Here is a 15,883-nt window from a genome sequence, read left to right on the forward strand (position 1 = left end):
AGGGCTTCTCGATATCACATTACAAAAACGCGTAGCATTATTTGAAATGTGACACGAACTATGAGACACTGACCGCACGCAGTCCAGCGCCGTACTAAATTAACTTGACGCGAAGTCGTTCCAGGAGACAAGCCCATGTCAGCCCAGCCCGATAACCTGTTCGGATCGGCCGCCAACGACGCCGATGCGCAGGAAACGCGCGAGTGGATCGATGCCTTCTCCGCGGTGATCCAGACCGAGGGCCGCGATCGCGGCCACTTCCTGCTGGAGCAGCTGCTGGAGCAGGCCCGGCAGGAGGGCATCGACATGCCTTTCTCGGCCACCACCGCCTACCTCAACACGATCGAGCCCGAGGACGAGGAGCGCTGCCCCGGCAACCTCGAAGTGGAGGAGCGGCTGCGCGCCTACATGCGCTGGAACGCCATGGCCATGGTGGTCAAGGCCAATCGCCTGCATCCGGAGGACGGGGGCGACCTTGGCGGGCACATCAGCTCGTTTGCGTCGCTCGCCACCATGTTCGGCGCGGGCTTCAACCACTTCTGGCACGCCGAGAACGAGAACCACGGCGGCGACTGCCTCTACATCCAGGGCCACAGCTCGCCCGGCATCTATGCGCGCGCCTTCCTGGAAGGCCGGATCAGCGAGGAGCAACTGCTGAACTTCCGCCAGGAAGTCGAAGGCAAGGGGCTGTCCAGCTACCCGCACCCCAAGCTCATGCCGGAGTTCTGGCAGTTCCCCACGGTGTCGATGGGCCTGGGGCCGCTGATGGGGATCTACCAGGCGCGTTTCCTCAAGTACCTGCACGCGCGTGGCATCGCCAACACCGAGAACCGCAAGGTCTGGGTGTTCTGCGGTGACGGTGAGATGGACGAAGTCGAGTCGCTGGGCGCGATCGGCGTCGCCGCCCGCGAGAAGCTGGACAACCTGATCTTCGTGATCAACTGCAACCTGCAGCGCCTCGACGGCCCGGTGCGCGGCAACGGCAAGATCATCCAGGAGTTGGAAGGCGAGTTCCGCGGCGCCGGTTGGAACGTGATCAAGCTGGTCTGGGGCAGCTACTGGGACCCGCTGCTGGCGCGCGACAAGGACGGCATCCTGCGCAAGATCATGATGGAAACGCTCGACGGCGACTACCAGGCCATGAAGGCCAACGACGGCGCCTTCGTCCGCAAGCATTTCTTCGGGCAGCATCCGAAGGCGCTCGAAATGGTCGCCAAGATGAGCGACGAGGACATCTGGCGCCTGCAGCGCGGTGGCCATGACCCGCAGAAGGTCTATGCGGCCTACCACAAGGCCGTGAACCACAAGGGCCAGCCCACCGTGCTGCTGATCAAGACCGTGAAGGGCTTCGGCATGGGCAAGGCAGGCGAGGGCCGGAACATCGCCCACCAGGCCAAGAAGCTGTCGGACGACGACATCCGCACCTTCCGCGACCGCTTCAACATCCCGATCCCGGACGAGAAGCTGGCGGAGGTGCCGTTCTACAAGCCCGAAGAGCACACGCCCGAGATGCAGTACCTGCACGAGCGGCGCAAGGCCCTCGGCGGCTACCTGCCCAAGCGCCGGGTCAAGGCCGACGAGCAGCTGAAGGTACCGGACCTGGACGCCTTCAAGTCCGTGACGGACGCGACCGCGGAAGGGCGCGAGATCTCCACCACGCAGGCCTACGTGCGCTTCCTCACGCAGCTGCTGCGTGACAAGGAGCTCGGTCCGCGCGTGGTGCCCATCCTGGTGGACGAGGCGCGCACCTTCGGCATGGAAGGCCTGTTCCGCCAGATCGGCATCTACAACCCGGAAGGGCAGAAGTACACGCCGCAGGACCGCGACCAGGTCTCCTACTACAAGGAAGACGTGTCCGGGCAGATCCTGCAGGAAGGCATCAACGAGGCCGGCGGCATGTCCAGCTGGATCGCGGCGGCCACCAGCTACAGCACCAGCAACCGCATCATGGTGCCGTTCTACATCTACTACTCGATGTTCGGGCTGCAGCGCGTGGGCGACCTGGTGTGGGCCGCGGGCGACATGCAGGCGCGCGGTTTCCTGCTCGGCGGCACCTCGGGCCGCACCACGCTGAATGGCGAAGGCCTGCAGCACGAGGACGGCCACAGCCACATCCTGGCGCAGACGGTGCCCAATTGCGTGAGCTACGACCCCACCTTCGCGCACGAGGTGGCGGTGATCATGCAGCACGGCCTCAAGCGCATGGTGGAAAAGCAGGACAACGTCTTCTACTACCTCACGCTGCTCAACGAGAACTATCCGATGCCGGGCCTGGAGGCAGGCACCGAGGAGCAGATCATCAAGGGCATGTACCTGTGCAAGCCCGGCCCGAAGCTCACCCCGCGAGTGCAGCTCCTGGGCAGCGGCACGATCCTGCGCGAATCGCTGGCGGCGCAGGACCTGCTGGAGAAGGACTGGGGCGTCGCGGCCAACGTGTGGAGCTGCCCCAGCTTCAACGAACTGGCGCGCGACGGCCAGGATGCCGAACGCTGGAACCTGCTGCACCCGACCGACACGCCGCGCGTGTCCTTCGTCGCCAGCCAGCTCGAAAAGCACACCGGCCCGGTGGTGGCCTCGACCGATTACGTCAAGGCCTATGCCGAGCAGATCCGGCCGTTCATCCCCAAGGGCCGCGCCTACCGGGTGCTGGGAACGGACGGCTTCGGCCGCAGCGATTTCCGCAGCCGGCTGCGCGAGCACTTCGAGGTGAACCGCCACTACATCGTGGTCGCGTCGCTCAAGGCCCTGAGTGAGGAAGGCACGGTGCCCGCGGCCAAGGTCGCCGAAGCCATCGCCCGGTACGGCATCAAGACGGACAAGATCAACCCCCTGTTCGCCTGACGGCCCGCAGGACAACCGGAGAACAAGAACATGGCGCTGGTTGAGATCAAGGTCCCCGACATCGGGGACTTCGCGGAAGTCGCCGTCATCGAGCTGCTGGTAAAGCCGGGCGACACCGTCAAGCCGGAGCAGTCGCTCGTCACGGTCGAATCGGACAAGGCCTCGATGGAGATTCCTTCGAGCCAGGGCGGCGTCATCAAGGAGATGCGCGTCAAGCTGGGCGACAAGGTGTCGGAAGGCAGCGTGATCGCGGTGATGGAGGCAGCGGACGTCGCGGCAGCGAGCCCCTCACCCCAACCCTCTCCCCAGCGGGGAGAGGGAGCAACCCTCCCTGAACCCGCGTCTGTGCCTTCTCCCTCTCCCGCCACGGCGGGAGAGGGCAGGGGTGAGGGTGGCCCCATCGAAGTCCGCGTCCCCGACATCGGCGACTTCAAGGATGTCGCCGTCATCGAGGTGTTGATCAAGCCCGGCGACGCGGTCAAGAACGAGCAGTCGCTGATCACGGTGGAGTCGGACAAGGCCTCGATGGAGATTCCTTCCTCGGCGGCCGGCGTGCTCAAGGAACTCAAGGTCAAGCTGGGCGACAAGGTCAATATCGGCGACCTGATTGCGGTGGTGGAGGGCGCGGCGGGTGCTTCCCCCTCATCCCCACCCGCTGCCCAGGCTCCGGTGGCTGCTCCCGCTCCCGGTCCCGCTCCCTCCCCGGCGGGAGAGGGCAAGCGGAGCCTTCCGACCGCGGCCCTGCCGCCGCATGAGCCCGCCGCGCCGAGCGGCCAGCTGCCGCACGCCTCGCCTTCGGTGCGCAAGTTCGCCCGCGAACTGGGTGTGCCGCTGGAGGAGGTGAAGGGCACCGGACCCAAGGGCCGGATCACGCAGGAAGATGTCCAGAGCTTCACCAAGGCGGTGATGAAGGGCGAAGCCGCCACCAAGGCGGGGGCGGCGGCCCGCGGCGGCGGCGCGGGTGGCGGCGAAGCGCTCGGCCTGCTGCCCTGGCCCAAGGTCGACTTCGAGAAGTTCGGGCCGACCGAACGCAAGGACCTCTCGCGCATCAAGAAGATCAGCGGCGCGAACCTGCACCGCAATTGGGTGATGATCCCGCACGTCTGCAACCACGACGATGCCGACATCACGGAACTCGAAGCCTTCCGGGTCCAGTTGAACAAGGAGAACGAGAAGAGCGGCACCAAGGTCACCATGCTCGCCTTCCTGATCAAGGCCTGCGTCGCAACCCTCAAGAAATTCCCCGAGTTCAACTCCTCGCTTGATGGCGAACAGCTCATCCTCAAGAACTACTGGCACATCGGCTTCGCCGCGGACACCCCCAATGGGCTGGTGGTGCCGGTCATCAAGGACGCGGACAAGAAGGGGATTCTTGCCATCAGCCAGGAAATGGCAGAGCTGGCCAAGAAGGCGCGCGACGGCAAGCTCAGTCCGGCGGACATGTCCGGGGCGACCTTCACCATCTCATCCTTGGGCGGCATCGGCGGGCGCTACTTCACGCCCATCATCAATGCGCCCGAAGTGGCGATCCTGGGGGTGTGCCGCAGTACCACCGAACCGGTGTGGGACGGCAAGCAATTCCAGCCGCGGCTGATGCTGCCGCTGTCGCTCTCCTGGGACCACCGGGTGATCGACGGTGCCTCGGCCGCCAGGTTCAACAGTTACCTCGGCGCTATATTGTCGGACTTCCGCCGCACCATGCTCTGAGGAACGCGCCGTGTTCCAGCTTGCGGCGATGGAGCCATAAGAACAATGACAACCGTTGTGGTGGTGCGAAAGAACGGGCAGATTGCCATCGCGGCCGACACCCTGGTGACCTTCGGCGACACGAGGCTGGCCAACCGGTTCGAAGACAACACCAAGATCTTCAAGGTCGATACCGATTGCGGCCCGACCTACCTCGGCATGGCGGGGACGGTGGCTCACTTTCCGGTGCTGCGCAAGGCCATCGGATCGATGCCGAGCGAGATCCTCAAGCTCGGCAGCAAGGACGATGTCTTCGACACCTTCACCAAGCTGCATCCTTACCTGAAGGACAACTTCTTCCTTCAGACCAAGGAGGAGGACAGCGACCCCTATGAATCCAGCCAGTTCAGCGTCGTGATTGCCAACGCCAGCGGCATCTATGGCCTGTACAGCTACCGCGAGGTGTTCGAGTTCAAGGAGTTCTGGGGCATAGGCTCCGGACGCAGTTTCGCGCTGGGCGCCATGCATGCGGCCTACAACCGGGCCAAGACGGCGCGCGAGGTCGCGGAGGCGGGCATCGCGGCGGGCTGTGAATTCGACCGCAATTCCGCGGCGCCCGCGGACATATTCACCCTGAAGATGAAGGAAGCCAAGAAATGAGGGAGGCCACTCGATGAGCCTGGTGGAGGTCAAGGTACCCGACATCGGCGACTTCAAGGATGTCGCGGTGATCGAACTGCTGGTCAAGCCCGGCGACTCGGTGAACGTGGACCAGTCCCTGGTCACCGTCGAAAGCGACAAGGCATCGATGGAGATTCCATCGAGCCAGGCCGGCGTGGTGAAGGAGCTGAAGGTCAAGCTGGGGGACACCGTTTCGGAGGGGTCGGTACTGGCGGTGGTGGAGGCTGCCGCTGCCACTTCTTCCCCTCCTGCGGCAACGCCGCCCGCCCCCTCACCCGCGGCGCCCCCACCCCAGCCCTCCCCCGGAGGGGGAGGGAGTTACTCGGGCGCGGTGGACTTCGAATGCGACATGCTCGTGCTCGGCGCAGGTCCCGGCGGCTATTCCGCGGCCTTCCGCGCCGCCGACCTGGGCATGAAGACCGTGCTGGTGGAGCGCTACGCCACGCTGGGCGGGGTCTGCCTGAACGTGGGCTGCATCCCGTCCAAGGCGCTGCTGCACGTGGCCGCGGTCATGGACGAAGTGAGCCATTTCGAGGCCTTGGGCATCAGCTACGGAAAGCCGGCGATCGACCTTGAGAAGCTGCGGGCGCACAAGTCCAAGGTCACCGGCAAGCTCACCGGCGGCCTCGCGGCAATGGCCAAGATGCGCAAGGTGACGGTGGTGCGCGGCAGCGGCGCCTTCCTGGACCCGCACCACCTCGAGGTCGAGGAAACTGCCGGCAGCGGCCGGGAGCAAACGGGCAAGAAGCAGACCATTCGCTTTCGCCACTGCATCATTGCCGCGGGATCGCAGTCGGTGCGGCTGCCGTTCATGCCCAAGGACGCCCGGGTGGTCGACTCCACCGGCGCGCTCGACCTGGCCAGCGTGCCCAAGCGCATGCTGGTACTCGGCGGCGGCATCATCGGCCTGGAGATGGGCACGGTGTACTCCACGCTGGGCACGCGCCTGGACGTGGTGGAAATGCTGGACGGGCTGATGCTGGGCGCGGACCGCGACCTTGTGCGGGTCTGGCAGAAGATGAACGCGCCGCGCTTCGACAACATCATGCTCAAGACCAAGACGGTCGGAGCCGAGGCGACCAAAGAGGGCATCCTGGTGCGCTTCGAAGGCGAGCAGGCGCCCAAGGAGCCGCAACTGTACGACCTGGTGCTGGAGGCCGTGGGCCGCAGTCCGAACGGCCTGAAGATCGGGGCCGACAAGGCCGGCGTCAAGGTCACCGAGCGCGGTTTCGTCCCGGTGGACATCCAGATGCGCACCAATGTGCCGCACATCTTCGCGATCGGCGACATCGTCGGCCAGCCGATGCTGGCACACAAGGCGGTGCACGAGGCCCATGTGGCGGCCGAGGCTGCCGCGGGCGAGAAGTCCGCATTCAATGCCCGGGTCATCCCGAGCGTGGCCTACACCGACCCCGAGATCGCCTGGGTGGGGCTCACCGAGGATCAGGCCAAGGCGCAGGGCATTGCACTGAAGAAGGGCCACTTTCCGTGGACCGCTTCCGGCCGGGCGATCGCCAATACGCGCGACGAGGGCTTCACCAAGCTGCTGTTCGATGCCCAGACGCACCGCATCGTCGGCGGCGGCATCGTGGGCACGCATGCGGGAGACCTCATCAGCGAGGTCGCCCTGGCCATCGAGATGGGGGCCGACGAAGTCGATATCGGCAAGACCATCCATCCGCACCCGACGCTGGGCGAGAGCATCGGCATGGCGGCGGAGATCGCCCACGGCACCTGCACCGACGTGCCGCCGCAGCGGAAATCCTAGTTCTGGGGCCTGGCGGGCTGCTGCTGAGCTTCAGCCGGCCCGAGATGCAGCACACGGCGGGCGCCGTCGAAGCGGCGCTGCCAGTATCCTTGGCCCATGTCCTCGACCCGCACCTGCGCGCCGGGCTTGGGGGAATGGATGAACTTGCCTTCGCCCACATAGATGCCCACATGGCTGAACGCACGCTTCATGGTGTTGAAGAACACCAGGTCGCCGGGTTGCAGATCCTTCTTGTCGATCGGCTGCGTCGCGGCCGCTTGGTCGCGGGCCAGGCGCGGCAGCACGAATCCGACCGTCCGTTCGTACATGGAGCGCACGAAACCGCTGCAGTCGAAGCCCTTGGCCTCATCGGTGCCGCCGCGGCGGTACGGCACGCCCAGGAATCCCATAGCCGTCATCACCAGTTCGGAGGTGCGGTCGGCCACGCGCGTGCGGACTTCATCGAACTGTGTCAGCAGCGCGGACTCGGCGATGAAGCGCCCCATGTCGTCGTCCGCCGTGGGCGGCGGCGCGGCCTGCACGCTGGTGCAGGCTGCGATCAGGGCGAAGCACAGCCATTTCCTCATGCGGCGCAGGATAGCTGTGTCTGAGCTTACAAGTCAAGTGAGGATTATCGCGTAAGCCCATGATTTCTAACCAAAAGTTTCACATTTCGTGGATGAGGCAGGCCGTCCCGGCCTTGGCTTTGGCGCTCGCCAGCCTTGCGCTTCTGATGCAGCCGGCACAGGCTCAGGCGCTGCGGGGGGAGCCGGTGGCGACCGGCCTGGAGCGTCCTTGGTCCGTGGCATTCCTGCCGGACGGCCGTTTCCTGGTGACCGAGCGCCCCGGCCGCATGCGGGTGGTCGATGCCGGCGGCAAGCTGGGACCGCCGTTGGGCGGGGTGCCCGAGGTGGTCACGGGCGGCCAGGCCGGCCTGTTCGACGTGGTGCTCGACTCGCAGTTCGCATCGAACCGCACCCTGTACTTCTGCTTCGCCGAGCCGGCATTTGCCGGCAACGGCACGGCGCTGGCCCGGGCCCGGCTGTCTGCCGACGCCTCCAAACTGGAAGACCTCAAGGTGATCTTCAGCCAGAAGCCGAAGGTCTCGAGCAGCCTGCACTTCGGCTGCCGGATCGTGGAAACGCGCGACGGCCTGCTGTTCCTGACCCTGGGGGAGCGCTTTTCGCGCAAGGAGCAGGCACAGCGCCTGGACAACCACATCGGCAAGATCGTGCGCATCACCAAGGAAGGCGCGCCGGCGCCAGGCAATCCCTTTATCGGGCGCGAGGGGGCCCTGCCCGAGATCTGGAGCTACGGTCATCGCAATTCGCAGGGCGCGGCGCTGGCGGCCGACGGCACCTTGTGGATGCACGAGCACGGTCCGCAGGGCGGCGACGAGGTCAACGTGGCCCTGCCGGGACGCAACTATGGCTGGCCGGTCATCACGTACGGCGAGAACTACGGCGGCGGCCCGGTGGGCGAGGGCCTCACCGCCAAGGAAGGCATGGAGCAGCCGCTGCACTACTGGGTGCCCTCGATCGCGCCCTCCGGCATGGCCTTCGTCACCAGCGACCGCTACGGTCCGGCCATGAAGGGCAATCTGTTCGTCGGGTCGCTGAAGTTCGGCTACCTGGCACGGCTCGAGTTCGCGCAGGGCAAGGTCACGCGCGAGAGCAAGGCCCTGCAGGTCGGCGAGCGTGTGCGCGACGTGAAACAGGGACCGGACGGCTGGCTCTACCTGGTGACCGACGAGGCCAGGGGCAGCCTGATCCGTGTGCTGCCGTCTCCATGATCCACTGAAAATCAAAGGAACCGACCAACCCATGCTTCTTGATGTCGACGATTGCCAGCTGGTGCTGGTGGACTACCAGGCCCGGCTCATGCCATCCATCCACGAGGGCGAGCTGGTGCTTCGCAATGCCGCGCGCCTGGGGCGCTGCGCCCAGCTGCTGGACGTTCCGGTCTGGGGCACCGAAGAGAACCCGCAGGGACTGGGTCCCAATGACCCCGAGGTCCGCGCGCTTTGCCGCAAGACGCTGGCCAAGATGCATTTCAGCGCCTGCGCCGAAGGCCTGGTCGAGCTGCTACGGCCGCCGGCCCGGCCCCAGGGCGGCAACGCGCGCAGCCTGCCCAAGCACCTGCAAAAGCCTGCTGCCGCGCCGGCACAGCGCGGCAGCGTGGTCATCGCCGGCTGCGAGGCCCATGTGTGCCTCATGCAGACCGCGCTCGAGCTGCTGGACGAGGAGTTCGAGGTCTGGGTGGTGACCGATGCCTGCAGCTCCCGCACCGAGCGCAACCGCGACGCGGCCTTCGACCGGCTGGCCGGCGCCGGCTGCGAGCTCGTGACGACCGAGATGGTGGCCTTCGAGTGGCTGCGCAGCGCGGGCCATCCGGCGTTCGAGGAGGTGTTGAGCCTGATCAAGTAGAAAGACAAAGGGGGCGCGGCGTCAGGTTCGGGCAAAGGGCGACATCCACAATCGCGCCGCTGTGTGACTGGACACCAGGAGACATCCGTGAAATTCGCAGATTTCCATCGCCGCTCCATCGAGGACCGGGACGCCTTCTGGGCCGAGCAGGCCCGGCTGATCGACTGGAAGAGCCCGCCGCAGGCGATCTGCGACAACAGCCGGCCGCCGTTCACGCGCTGGTTCGCGGGCGGTACCACCAACCTGTGCCACAACGCGGTCGACCGGCACCTGAAGGACCGCCCCGACCAGCCGGCCCTGATCTACGTTTCCAGCGAAACCGGCATCGAGCGCACCTACAGCTTCCGGCAGCTGCATGAAGAGGTGCAGAAGGCGGCGGCGGCGCTGCAGAGCCTGGGTGTCGGCAGGGGCGACCGTGTGCTGATCTACATGCCCATGATCGCCGAGGCCGCCTTTGCGATGCTGGCCTGCGCGCGCATCGGAGCGATCCATTCGGTGGTGTTCGGCGGCTTCGCCTCGGTGTCGCTGGCCTCGCGCATCGAGGATGCCACCCCCAAGGTCATCGTCAGCGCCGATGCCGGCTCGCGCGGTGGCAAGGTGGTGGCGTACAAGCCGCTGCTGGACGAGGCGATCCGCCTCTCCAGCCACAAGCCGCAGTCGGTGCTGATGATGGACCGCGGGCTCGCGCCCATGGAGCGGGCGGCCGGGCGCGACCATGACTGGGCCGAGGCCACGGCGCGGCACGCCGGCGCGCAGGTGCCTTGCGAATGGCTGGACGCCACGGACATCAGCTACACCATCTACACCAGCGGCACCACCGGCCGGCCCAAGGGGGTGCAGCGCGACGTCGGCGGCTATGCCGTGGCGCTGGCGGCCAGCATGAAGCACATCTTCCTCGGCGAGCCGGGGGAGACCTACTTCTCCACCAGCGACATCGGCTGGGTCGTCGGGCACAGCTACATCATTTACGGCCCCCTGATCGCGGGCATGGCGACCATCATGTACGAGGGGCTGCCGATCCGCCCCGACGCCGGCATCTGGTGGAGCCTGGTCGAGAAGTACAAGGTGACCGGCATGTTCAGCGCCCCGACGGCGGTGCGGGTGCTCAAGAAGCAGGACCCCGCCTTCCTCAGGAAATACGACCTGTCCTCGCTCAAGGCGTTGTTCCTGGCGGGCGAGCCGCTGGACGAGCCCACGGCGCGCTGGATCAGCGAAGGGCTGGGCGTTCCCATCATCGACAACTACTGGCAGACCGAAAGCGGCTGGCCCATCCTGACCATCGCCAACGGCGTCGAGCGCAAGCCGAGCAAGTTCGGCAGTCCGGGGGTGCCGATGTACGGCTACGACGTGAAGCTGGTGCATGAGTCGACCGGCGAGGAACTGCGCGCCCCCAACGAAAAGGGCGTGGTGGTGATCGAAGGTCCCACGCCGCCGGGCTTCATGCAGACGGTGTGGGGCGACGACGAACGCTACGTCAAGACCTACTGGCAGACCATTCCCGGCAAGAGGCTCTACAGCACCTTCGACTGGGGCATCCGCGACGAGGACGGTTACTACTACATCCTGGGCCGCACCGACGACGTGATCAACGTGGCGGGCCACCGACTCGGCACCCGCGAGATCGAGGAGAGCATCTCCAGCCACCCGAACGTCGCCGAAGTGGCGGTGGTGGGCGTGGCGGACCAGCTCAAGGGCCAGGTCGCCATGGCCTTCGCCGTGGCCCGCGACACCACGGGCCTGGCAGACGCCGCCGGCCGCATGAAGCTCGAAGGCGAGATCATGAAGCTCGTCGATGAACAACTGGGCGCGGTGGCGCGTCCCGCGCGCGTGCACTTCGTGAACCTGCTGCCCAAGACCCGCAGCGGCAAGCTCCTGCGCCGCGCGATCCAGGCCGTCGCCGAAGGCCGCGACCCGGGCGACCTGACGACCATAGAGGATCCGTCGACGTTGCAGCAGATCAAGGAACTGGTGGGCGGCAAATAGCTGACCGGCTCGGTCAGTTCAAAGAAGCGACCCCACCCCAACCCTCCCCCGGCGGGGGAGGGAGTGGGAAACGGTCTGCCCCCTCTCCCCCGCGGGGGAGAGGGATGGGGTGAGGGGGTTCGTGAAGACGGCCGCCGGCCGTGGGTTGCGGATGCGAACTGCCACGGAACGTGGCAGAATCGCGTCCGCAACCCACGGCCCTTCCAGCCACAGTCGCATCCGCCATCCGGTTCAGCCGTGTCGCGGAAGGTTTTTCAACCAGCCCAAGCCTCCTCCAGGGAGGCGGAGAGTAGCGCAGCATGAGCGAGACGAGCACCGTCTACACGGCCTACAAAGGCAATTCCTATCTGTTTGGCGGCAACGCCCCGTACGTCGAGGAGATGTACGAGAACTACCTTGCCAACCCCGGCAGCGTCCCCGCCACCTGGCGCGAGTACTTCGACGCCCTGCAGCACGTACCGGCCTCGGACGGCAGCAACGCCAAGGACGTTCCGCACCTACCGGTCATCAACGCCTTTGCCGAACGTGCCAAACAGGGCGGCACGCAGGTGGTGGTTGCGGCGGGCGCCGATTCGGAACTCGCCCGCAAGCGCACCGCAGTCCAGCAGCTGATCGCTGCCTACCGCAACGTCGGATCGCGCTGGGCCGACCTCGATCCGCTCAAGCGCGCCGAGCGGGAGAGCATCCCGGAACTCGACCCCTCTTTTTACGGCTTCTCCGACGCCGACCACGAGGCGGTGTTCAACACCAGCAACACCTTCTTCGGGCGCGACAGCATGTCGCTGCGCGAGCTGATCAACGCGCTGCGCGAGACCTACTGCGGCACCATCGGCGTCGAGTACATGTACATCAGCGACCAGACGCGCAAGCGCTGGTGGCAGCAGAAGCTCGAGTCCATCCGCAGCAAGCCGAACTTCAACGTCGAGAAGAAAAAGCACATCCTGGACCGGCTCACCGCCGCGGAAGGACTGGAACGTTTCCTGCACACCAAGTACGTGGGCCAGAAGCGCTTCTCGCTGGAAGGCGGCGAAAGCTTCATCGCCTCGATGGACGAGCTGATCCAGCGGGCTGGCACCAGCGGCGTGCAGGAGATCGTCATCGGCATGGCGCACCGCGGCCGCCTGAACGTGCTGGTCAATACGCTGGGCAAGATGCCGGCCGACCTGTTCGCCGAGTTCGAGCACACGGCCAAGGAGGACCTGCCGGCCGGCGACGTGAAGTACCACCAGGGCTTCAGCTCGGACGTGACCACCCCCGGCGGCCCGGTCCATCTGTCGCTGGCCTTCAACCCCTCGCACCTGGAGATCGTGAATCCGGTGGTGGAGGGCTCGGTACGCGCGCGCATGGACCGCCGCGCCGACCCCAAGGGCGCGCAGGTGCTGCCGGTGCTGGTGCACGGCGACGCCGCCTTCGCCGGCCAAGGCGTGGTGCAGGAGACCCTGGCGCTGGCCGAGACCCGCGGCTACTACACCGGCGGCACGGTCCATATCGTGATCAACAACCAGATCGGGTTCACCACCTCCGACCCGCGCGATGCCCGCTCCACGCTGTACTGCACGGACGTGGTCAAGATGATCGAGGCGCCGGTGCTGCACGTGAACGGCGATGACCCCGAGGCCGTGGTGCTGGCCACCCAGCTGGCCCTTGAATACCGGATGGAATTCAGCAAGGACGTGGTGCTGGACATCATCTGCTTCCGCAAGCTCGGCCACAACGAGCAGGACACGCCGGCACTGACCCAGCCGCTGATGTACAAGAAGATCGCGGCGCACCCCGGCACCCGCAAGCTGTACGCCGACAAGCTGGCCGCGCAGGGGCTGGGCGATACGCTGGGCGACGAGAAGGTCAAGGCCTATCGCGCCGCCATGGATGCCGGCAAGCACACGATCGATCCTGTGCTGACCAACTTCAAGAGCAAGTACGCAGTCGACTGGCACCCGTTCCTGAACAGGAAGTGGACCGACTCCGCCGACACGGCGATCCCCAATGCCGAGTGGCGCCGCCTGGCCGAGCGCCTCACGCATGTGCCCGAGAACTTCACGGTGCACCCGCTGGTGAAGAAGGTGCTGGAAGACCGCGCTGCCATGGGCCGTGGCGAGGTCAACGTGGACTGGGGGATGGGCGAGCACATGGCCTACGCCTCGCTGGTGGCCAGCGGCTATCCGGTGCGCCTGTCGGGCGAGGATTGCGGTCGCGGCACCTTCACCCACCGCCATTCCGTGCTGCACGACCAGAACCGCGAGAAGTGGGACGTGGGCACCTATGTCCCGCTGCAGAACGTCGCGGAGAACCAGGCGCCGTTCGTCGTGATCGACTCCATCCTGTCCGAAGAGGCAGTGCTGGGCTTCGAGTATGGCTACGCCTCCAACGACCCCAACACGCTGGTGATCTGGGAAGCGCAGTTCGGCGACTTCGTCAACGGCGCCCAGGTCGTGATCGACCAGTTCATCGCTTCGGGCGAGGTCAAGTGGGGCCGCGTCAACGGCATCACGCTGATGCTCCCGCACGGCTACGAAGGGCAGGGTCCCGAGCACAGCTCGGCGCGCCTGGAGCGCTTCATGCAGCTGTCGGCCGACACCAACATGCAGGTGTGCCAACCGACCACGGCCAGCCAGATCTTCCACCTGCTGCGCCGGCAGATGATCCGACCGCTGCGCAAGCCGCTGGTGATCATGACGCCCAAGTCGCTGCTGCGGAACAAGGACGCCACCTCGCCGCTTTCGGAATTCACCAAGGGCGGCTTCCAGACGGTGATCCCGGAGTCCAAGGAGCTCAAGGCCGACAAGGTCAAGCGCATCGTCGTGTGCTCGGGCAAGGTCTACTACGACCTCGCCAAGAAGCGCGAGGAAAAGGGTGCCGACGACGTCGTCATCCTGCGCGTGGAGCAGCTCTATCCCTTCCCGCACAAGGCCTTCGCCGCGGAGCTGAAGAAGTACCCGCAGGCGAGTGAGATCGTGTGGTGCCAGGACGAGCCGCAGAACCAGGGCGCCTGGTTCTTCATCCAGCACAACATCCACGAGAACATGCTCGAAGGGCAGAAGCTCGGCTACGCGGGCCGCCCGGCATCGGCCTCGCCCGCCGTGGGCTACTCGCACCTGCACCAGGACCAGCAGAAGGCGCTGGTCGATGCGGCGTTCGCCAAGCTCAAGGGCTTCGTGTTGTCCAAGTGAAAACAGGACTCGCCCCCGCTTCGCCGGGGTCGAGTCCTGGTACTTGCACGTCTAAATTCTGAAAGAACAAGCAATGGCTCTCGTTGAAGTCAAAGTGCCCCAGCTGTCCGAGTCTGTGGCCGAAGCGACCCTCCTGCAGTGGAAGAAGAAGCCCGGCGACGCCGTCGCCGCCGATGAAATCCTGATCGAGATCGAAACCGACAAGGTCGTGCTCGAAGTGCCCGCGCCGGCCTCCGGCGTGCTGGCCGAGATCGTGCAAGCCGACGGCGCCACCGTCGCGGCCGATCAACTCATCGCCAAGATCGATACCGAAGGCAAGGCCGCGGCCGCAGCGGCTCCGGCCCAGGCGGCGCCAGCTGCGCCGGCGCCGGCGCCCGTCGCAGCAGCTGCTGCCGCGATGTCCGGCGCAAAGTCGGACATCGCCATGCCGGCCGCCGCGAAGATGATGGCCGACAACCAGCTCGCCGCGGGCTCCGTGCCGGGTACCGGCCGCGACGGCCGCGTGACCAAGGGCGACGTCATCGGCGCACTGGCAGGCGGCAACAAGCCCGCGACCGCCCCGGTCGCCGCGCCCACCGGCGCGCCCAAGACCCTGCTGCCGGCCGTGGCGGCCCCGGTGTCCGCGCCCGACATGGGGCAGCGTCCGGAGCAGCGCGTTCCCATGAGCCGCCTGCGTGCGCGGGTGGCCGAGCGCCTGCTGCAGTCGCAATCGACCAACGCCATCCTCACCACCTTCAACGAGGTGAACATGGCGCCGGTGATGGAGATGCGCAAGCGTTTCCAGGAGAAGTTCGAGAAGGAGCATGGCGTCAAGATCGGCTTCATGAGCTTTTTCGTGAAGGCGGCGGTCCACGCGCTGAAGAAGTACCCGGTGCTCAACGCCTCGGTCGACGGCAACGACATCGTCTACCACGGCTTCTTCGACATCGGCATCGCCGTGGGTTCCCCGCGCGGCCTGGTGGTGCCCATCCTGCGCAATGCCGACCAGATGAGCTTTGCCGACATCGAGAAGAAGATCGCCGAGTTCGGTGCCAAGGCGCGCGACGGCAAGCTGGGCATCGAGGAGATGACCGGCGGCACCTTCTCCATCTCCAACGGCGGCGTGTTCGGCTCGATGCTGTCCACCCCGATCATCAACCCGCCGCAATCGGCGATCCTGGGCGTGCACGCGACCAAGGACCGCGCCGTGGTGGAGAACGGCCAGATCGTGGTGCGCCCGATGAACTACCTGGCCATGTCCTATGACCACCGCATCATCGACGGCCGCGAGGCCGTGCTGGGCCTGGTGGCGATGAAGGAAGCGCTGGAAGACCCCGCGCGCCTGCTCTTTGACATCTAAGGAGCAGCAC

The 15,883-nt window shown here is 66.1% G+C and carries 10 protein-coding genes; 9 read left to right on the forward strand and 1 reads right to left on the reverse strand.

Annotated elements, in window-relative coordinates; translation table 11 throughout:
• Window positions 1–135: 135 nt before the first annotated feature.
• The 4 genes from aceE to lpdA are packed head-to-tail and all read left to right on the forward strand — an operon-like array spanning window position 136 to window position 6,976.
• Window positions 136–2,841: a pyruvate dehydrogenase (acetyl-transferring), homodimeric type gene (aceE, locus tag UC35_RS21140; protein ID WP_061503222.1), complete on the forward strand. Its 2,706-nt coding sequence runs from the start codon at window positions 136–138 to the stop codon at window positions 2,839–2,841.
• Window positions 2,842–2,871: 30 nt separating this feature from the next.
• Window positions 2,872–4,548: a dihydrolipoyllysine-residue acetyltransferase gene (aceF, locus tag UC35_RS21145; protein ID WP_061503224.1), complete on the forward strand. Its 1,677-nt coding sequence runs from the start codon at window positions 2,872–2,874 to the stop codon at window positions 4,546–4,548.
• A 45-nt stretch (window positions 4,549–4,593) separates the two neighbouring features.
• The gene (locus tag UC35_RS21150; protein ID WP_061503226.1) at window positions 4,594–5,187 is read left to right on the forward strand and encodes an MFS transporter; all 594 of its coding nucleotides are present in this window, start codon (window positions 4,594–4,596) and stop codon (window positions 5,185–5,187) included.
• 13 nt (window positions 5,188–5,200) lie between these two features.
• Window positions 5,201–6,976, forward strand: coding sequence for a dihydrolipoyl dehydrogenase (gene lpdA / locus UC35_RS21155; protein WP_061503229.1), 1,776 nt, complete (start codon window positions 5,201–5,203; stop codon window positions 6,974–6,976).
• Here the strand turns inward: lpdA and UC35_RS21160 are convergent.
• Entirely contained in the window at window positions 6,973–7,542 is a 570-nt protein-coding gene (locus UC35_RS21160; protein WP_061503230.1) for a C40 family peptidase, read from the reverse strand. The two genes, lpdA and UC35_RS21160, sit on opposite strands and share 4 nt — an antisense overlap.
• Before the next feature lie 146 nt (window positions 7,543–7,688).
• On the opposite strand from UC35_RS21160, the gene UC35_RS21165 reads away from it, so the two are divergent.
• From UC35_RS21165 to odhB, 5 genes are all read left to right on the forward strand, one after another.
• Entirely contained in the window at window positions 7,689–8,747 is a 1,059-nt protein-coding gene (locus UC35_RS21165; protein ID WP_227820579.1) for a PQQ-dependent sugar dehydrogenase, read from the forward strand.
• A gap of 31 nt (window positions 8,748–8,778) precedes the next feature.
• Window positions 8,779–9,381, forward strand: a complete 603-nt coding sequence (locus UC35_RS21170; protein ID WP_061503233.1) for an isochorismatase family protein — start codon at window positions 8,779–8,781, stop codon at window positions 9,379–9,381.
• Between the two features lie 63 nt (window positions 9,382–9,444).
• Window positions 9,445–11,364, forward strand: a complete 1,920-nt coding sequence (locus tag UC35_RS21175) for a propionate--CoA ligase (protein WP_265331334.1) — start codon at window positions 9,445–9,447, stop codon at window positions 11,362–11,364.
• A gap of 299 nt (window positions 11,365–11,663) precedes the next feature.
• Window positions 11,664–14,534, forward strand: coding sequence for a 2-oxoglutarate dehydrogenase E1 component (locus UC35_RS21180; RefSeq protein WP_061503237.1), 2,871 nt, complete (start codon window positions 11,664–11,666; stop codon window positions 14,532–14,534).
• Window positions 14,535–14,607: 73 nt separating this feature from the next.
• A complete protein-coding gene (gene odhB, locus UC35_RS21185; protein ID WP_061503239.1) occupies window positions 14,608–15,873 on the forward strand; it encodes a 2-oxoglutarate dehydrogenase complex dihydrolipoyllysine-residue succinyltransferase in 1,266 nt (421 codons plus the stop codon).
• The last annotated feature ends 10 nt before the right edge of the window (window positions 15,874–15,883 follow it).

The organism is Ramlibacter tataouinensis (genome assembly GCF_001580455.1).
Lineage (GTDB): Bacteria > Pseudomonadota > Gammaproteobacteria > Burkholderiales > Burkholderiaceae_C > Ramlibacter > Ramlibacter tataouinensis_B.